We start from the raw sequence: 4,671 nt of genomic DNA, 5'->3' as shown, positions 1-4,671 counted from the left end.
AATACACTGAACGGGACGGCCCGCGTGACCTCGTCCTCGCTCGGTTCGGGCTCATCGAGACCCGCCGGCTGCTGGCATTCTTCCGGATGATGAGCAGGCACAATGGGCAAGGCGAGCAAAAGCTCCTCCTCGATCAGTGACTGCAGATCCAATGGATCTTCGCCCAGTTCCAGCACGTCATAACCTTTCGGCAACGACTGGGTATTCGCACCCTCCTTCACCACAGCATAACTGCATTCGCTATGGATCGGCAGGGTGACCAGCTCAAGACAACGCTGGCAAACCATTTTGACTTCGGTGTCGATAAAGCTGTGGATTACCACAGACTTACGTTCATCTCGTTCAAAAACGAATTTAGCCTGCACCGTACCGACAGTATCGGAAAGCGGGTCGCAGAGTCTCTCCAAATCGGCCAGCAGCAGTTCACCTTGAAGGGTGGTGCCACGGTCAGCCAATTTGCGCGGGTCAACGTGAGGTGGAATCGGGTCATTCAACATAGGCGCAGCATTATAGGGATGCACCCAGCCATGTCAAAGGAAATTCAGCCCTGTCCGTCACTTGCAAGCCTCCGCTAGAATTCGCGCCTGTCTTCAGGAGATGCGCATGCTGCCTTTATTACTCGCTTCAAGCTCGGTTTATCGCCGAGAATTACTGGCCCGCCTGCAGCTGCCATTCACGTGCAGCTCGCCGGATATCGATGAAAGCCATCGTCCGGGCGAGTCCGCCATTGATCTGGTAAAGCGCCTCGCCACAGAAAAAGCCCGGGCACTTGCCGGCAGCCACCCCGCTCATCTGATCATCGGCTCCGATCAGGTCGCGGTTCTCGGCGAGCGGATTATCGGCAAGCCCCACACCTTCGAAAAGGCCCGCGAACAACTGCTGGCGTCGAGCGGTGCCAGCGTGACCTTCCTGACGGGCCTGGCGCTGCTCAACAGCCAGACCGGCGACTGTCAGGTCGACTGCGTGCCCTTCACCGTGCACATGCGCACCCTCGACCCGGCACGCATCGAGCGCTACCTGCGCGCCGAACAGCCCTACGACTGCGCTGGCAGCTTCAAGGCCGAAGGCTTGGGGGTGAGCCTGTTTCAAAGCACCGAAGGCCCTGACGCCACCAGCCTGATCGGCCTGCCATTGATTCGCCTGATCGACATGCTGCTGGCCGAAGGCGTGCAAATCCCTTAAAGATCAAAAGATCGCAGCCTCGTTTCACTCGACAGCTCCTACAGGGCACGCATTTCAATGTAGGAGCTGTCGAGTGAAACGAGGCTGCGATCTTTTGACTTTAAAAAAACCGGCAAAAGCCGGTTTTTTTTGTGCAGCCAGAGAATCAGCGCAACGACGGACCGTGAAAACCCATCCACATCGCCAGCTGCTCAGCCACGCTGGCACCGAGCTTTTTCGAGAAGCGATCGAACGGCGACTCCTGGACGGTAAAGTCCACCAGCTCCTTCTCGCCAATCACATCACGCGCTACTGAACTGGCATTCCCCAGGCCATCGATCAGCCCCAGCGGCAAAGCCTGCTCGCCATTCCAGACCAGCCCGGAAAACAGCTCTGGATGCTCCTTATCCTTGAGACGGTCGCCACGGCCCTTTTTCACGCTGTTGATGAACTGCTGGTGCGTGGTATCCAGAACGCCCTGCCAGAACCGAGTCTCCTCAGGCTTCTGCGGCTGGAACGGGTCAAGGAACGACTTGTGTTCGCCGGACGTGTAGGTCCGACGCTCGACGCCAAGCTTCTCCATGGTGCCGACAAAGCCATAACCGGCCGCTGTCACGCCAATGGAACCGACCAGGCTCGCCTTGTCGGCGTAAATCTGATCCGCCGCACTGGCGATGTAATAAGCACCGGAAGCGCCCAGGTCGGAGATCACCGCGTACACCTTGGTATCCGGGTGCAAGCCGCGCAGACGGACGATTTCGTCATACACGTAACCCGACTGCACCGGACTGCCGCCCGGGCTGTTGATGCGCAGGATCACGCCCTTGACCTTCTCGTCCTCGAACGCTGCACGCAGGCTGCCGACGATGTTGTCGGCGCTGGCCGGTTCCTTGTCGGCGATCATGCCGGTCACGTCGATCAATGCCGTGTAGTGGGAACCGCGGGTCGCGCTTTTTTCCATGTCCATCAGCGGCGTGAAAAGAATCAACGCGCCAAACAGGTACACGAAGGTCAGCAGCTTGAAGAAAATCCCCCAGCGACGAGACCGGCGCTGCTCCTGGACACTGGCCAGCAGGGTCTTTTCCAGCAGCTTCCAGCTTTTTTCGTCACCGCTCTCTGCGCTCGCCTTGGCGGGCGCTTTCCATTCGTCGGTCATGACATTTACCCCAGCAAAAACCTATTAAGCCCGCTGACTCAGCCAGGCATGCAATTCGGAAAAACGATCAATGGCCAGTCGCGGCTCGAACAGCCTCAGCGCGTCGATCGATTGCGCGCCGTAGCTGACCGCCACCGAGTCCATACCGGCGTTACGCGCCATCTGCAGATCGAAGGACGAATCGCCCACCATCAGCGCCTGCTCCGGGCGAACCTCGCAATGCGCGAGAATCTGCTCAAGCATCAGTGGATGGGGCTTGCTGGCGGTTTCGTCGGCGGCGCGAGTGATATCGAAATAATCTTCCCAGCCATGGGCTTTCAGCACCCGATCCAGCCCGCGACGAGCCTTGCCCGTGGCCACAGCCAGATGATAACCCTCGGCACGAAACACCTCCATCGACTCGACCACGCCTTCGAACAACGGCGAAGGCACGGCTTCGGCGGCGATGTAGTGATCCGCGTAGTGCTGACGGAACGCCACCAGCTCGGCATCGCCGATTTCCGGGTACAACGTGCGAATGGCCTCAGGCAAGCCCAGACCGATAATGCCTTTGACCGCAAAATCATCGCGCAACTGAAACCCGGACCGTTCGGACGCGACATGCATCGCCTCGACAATCCGACCAATGGAGTCAGCGAGCGTGCCGTCCCAATCGAAAATCAGCAGTTTGTAATCAGAGGGGTGCACTCAGGCGCTCCACGGTCTTGGCCCACATTTCGTCCACTGGCGCCTGCAATTTCAGCTCGCCACCATCCGGCAGCGGCACAGTCAGCAGGTACGCGTGCAGGAACAGGCGCTTGCCGCCCAAATCGCGGATTTCCTTGCTGAAACCTTCGTCGCCATACTTGGTGTCGCCGGCGATGCAATGGCCGGCATGCAAGGTGTGGACGCGAATCTGGTGAGTCCGGCCGGTAATCGGCTTGGCCTCGATCAGGGTGGCAAAGTCGCCGAAGCGGCGCAGCACCTTGAACACGGTCACAGACTCCTTGCCCTCCTCCTCGTCGACCTCGACCATGCGCTCGCCGGAGCGCAGATTGCTCTTGCCCAGCGACGCCCGGACTTGCTTGATCGAGGCCGCCCAGTTACCGCGAACCAGCGCCATGTAGCGCTTGTCGACACCATCGCCGCGCAAGGCTGTGTGCAGGTGGCGCAACATGCTGCGCTTCTTGGCGATCATCAACAGGCCAGAGGTATCACGGTCGAGACGGTGAACCAGTTCTAGCTCCTTGCAATCGGGACGCAACTGACGAAAGGCTTCGATCACGCCGTAAGTCAAGCCACTGCCACCGTGAACCGCGATGCCGCAAGGCTTGTTGATCACGATCAGCGCTTTGTCTTCAAAGACAATCGAAGCTTCGAGTCGCTGCAGCAGGCCCTGGGCCAGCGGCACCGGCTCATCGCGCTCAGGCACGCGAACCGGCGGCACGCGCACGATATCGCCCGCCTGCAGCTTGTATTCGGGCTTGATCCGACCTTTGTTCACTCGCACTTCGCCCTTACGCAAAATGCGGTAAATCAAGGTCTTGGGCACGCCTTTGAGCCGAGCGAGAAGGAAGTTATCAATACGTTGGCCGGCATATTCCGGCGAGACCTCCAGCAGTTGTACGGCTGGGGTCGAAGGGGCAGTAGTCGTCATGCCGCGGATGATAACAATTTTTTATGGAATTGAAGCACTTAATCATTGCTGCTATAGTCGCGAACGCCGCCAAAAGCGGCCTGGACAGCGGACTAACGGTCAAAAACCGGCCCTGACCAACGCAATTCACCAGGACGCGAGGCCGTCCTACGGGGCTTTCGCTACGTAACGGTGGAGTTTGCAGCTGTAACAAGCGCAGGTGACATGAGGCCTGAATCAAGCCGTAAAGCAGAGTTTTCACTCGCCTTGCGAGCCAATATTCATGGCCAGTTCACAAAGTGCAGTCAGCTAAGGACGACCCCGAGCGAACGCTTCGGAAACAACGCCTAAATTAGCCATGATGCGTGACCTCCCCCTTCGGAGCTCACGGTAAATGCCAACCCGCTGCGGATTCTGCGCGCGGCAGCACCCGAATTATCAGGGATACGTGTAGGGTGGAGATGCACAACCGCTGGACTGTGTAGCATTAGGCTTTATCAAGACGCTTCATCTCGTCCACAGCCGCTGGTTGATTCCTCCTCCTGACTGAGTGCTTAAGTAGCCACAGCAAGCAGGACGCGTACGTCGCGATAACGGCCCAATTGGCCGCACATCGCTGGACACGGGAATCGCCAACCACTCCCGACGCACCTGACACCGACCCTGAGAAATCGAGTGTGCCGAACGCCGATTCCGGCAGCCCGGAACCCGACGGTACTACATGAAAAGAATGCTGATT

5 protein-coding genes are annotated in these 4,671 nt (G+C 58.7%); 1 reads left to right on the top strand and 4 read right to left on the bottom strand.

Annotated elements, in window-relative coordinates:
* Positions 1–497 (bottom strand): YceD family protein (locus ACIQV9_RS28870; RefSeq protein ID WP_403108658.1); only part of this gene is annotated, 497 nt, incomplete at its 3' end.
* 106 nt (positions 498–603) lie between these two features.
* Between ACIQV9_RS28870 and ACIQV9_RS28865 the strand changes: the two genes are divergently transcribed.
* Positions 604–1,182 (top strand): Maf family protein, encoded by a 579-nt coding sequence (locus ACIQV9_RS28865; protein ID WP_403108655.1) that lies wholly within the window; start codon positions 604–606, stop codon positions 1,180–1,182.
* Positions 1,183–1,327: 145 nt separating this feature from the next.
* On the opposite strand, the gene ACIQV9_RS28860 is transcribed toward ACIQV9_RS28865, so the two are convergent.
* The 3 genes from ACIQV9_RS28860 to rluC are packed head-to-tail and all read right to left on the bottom strand — an operon-like array spanning position 1,328 to position 3,953.
* Positions 1,328–2,317 carry a S49 family peptidase gene (locus ACIQV9_RS28860; protein WP_403108652.1) on the bottom strand — a complete coding sequence of 330 codons (990 nt, stop codon included), beginning with the start codon at positions 2,315–2,317 and terminating at the stop codon, positions 1,328–1,330.
* A gap of 24 nt (positions 2,318–2,341) precedes the next feature.
* Positions 2,342–3,004: an HAD-IA family hydrolase gene (locus ACIQV9_RS28855; protein ID WP_403108649.1), complete on the bottom strand. Its 663-nt coding sequence runs from the start codon at positions 3,002–3,004 to the stop codon at positions 2,342–2,344.
* On the bottom strand, positions 2,991–3,953 hold the full coding sequence (gene rluC, locus ACIQV9_RS28850; RefSeq protein WP_131062732.1) for a 23S rRNA pseudouridine(955/2504/2580) synthase RluC: 963 nt from the start codon (positions 3,951–3,953) through the stop codon (positions 2,991–2,993). The genes ACIQV9_RS28855 and rluC overlap by 14 nt, the downstream gene beginning before the upstream one ends.
* Positions 3,954–4,671: the final 718 nt, after the last annotated feature.

This window comes from Pseudomonas sp. NPDC099000, from assembly GCF_044759925.1.
GTDB lineage: Bacteria > Pseudomonadota > Gammaproteobacteria > Pseudomonadales > Pseudomonadaceae > Aquipseudomonas.
The sequence above is the reverse complement of the archived record's forward strand: the minus strand, read 5'-3'. Positions and strand labels throughout refer to the sequence as shown.

Coding starts and splice junctions, on each gene's coding strand:
- ACIQV9_RS28865 (WP_403108655.1), top strand. CDS start 604: ATGCTGCCTTTATTACTCGCTTCAAGCTCGGTTTATCGCCGAGAATTA.
- ACIQV9_RS28860 (WP_403108652.1), bottom strand. CDS start 2,317: ATGACCGACGAATGGAAAGCGCCCGCCAAGGCGAGCGCAGAGAGCGGT.
- rluC (WP_131062732.1), bottom strand. CDS start 3,953: ATGACGACTACTGCCCCTTCGACCCCAGCCGTACAACTGCTGGAGGTC.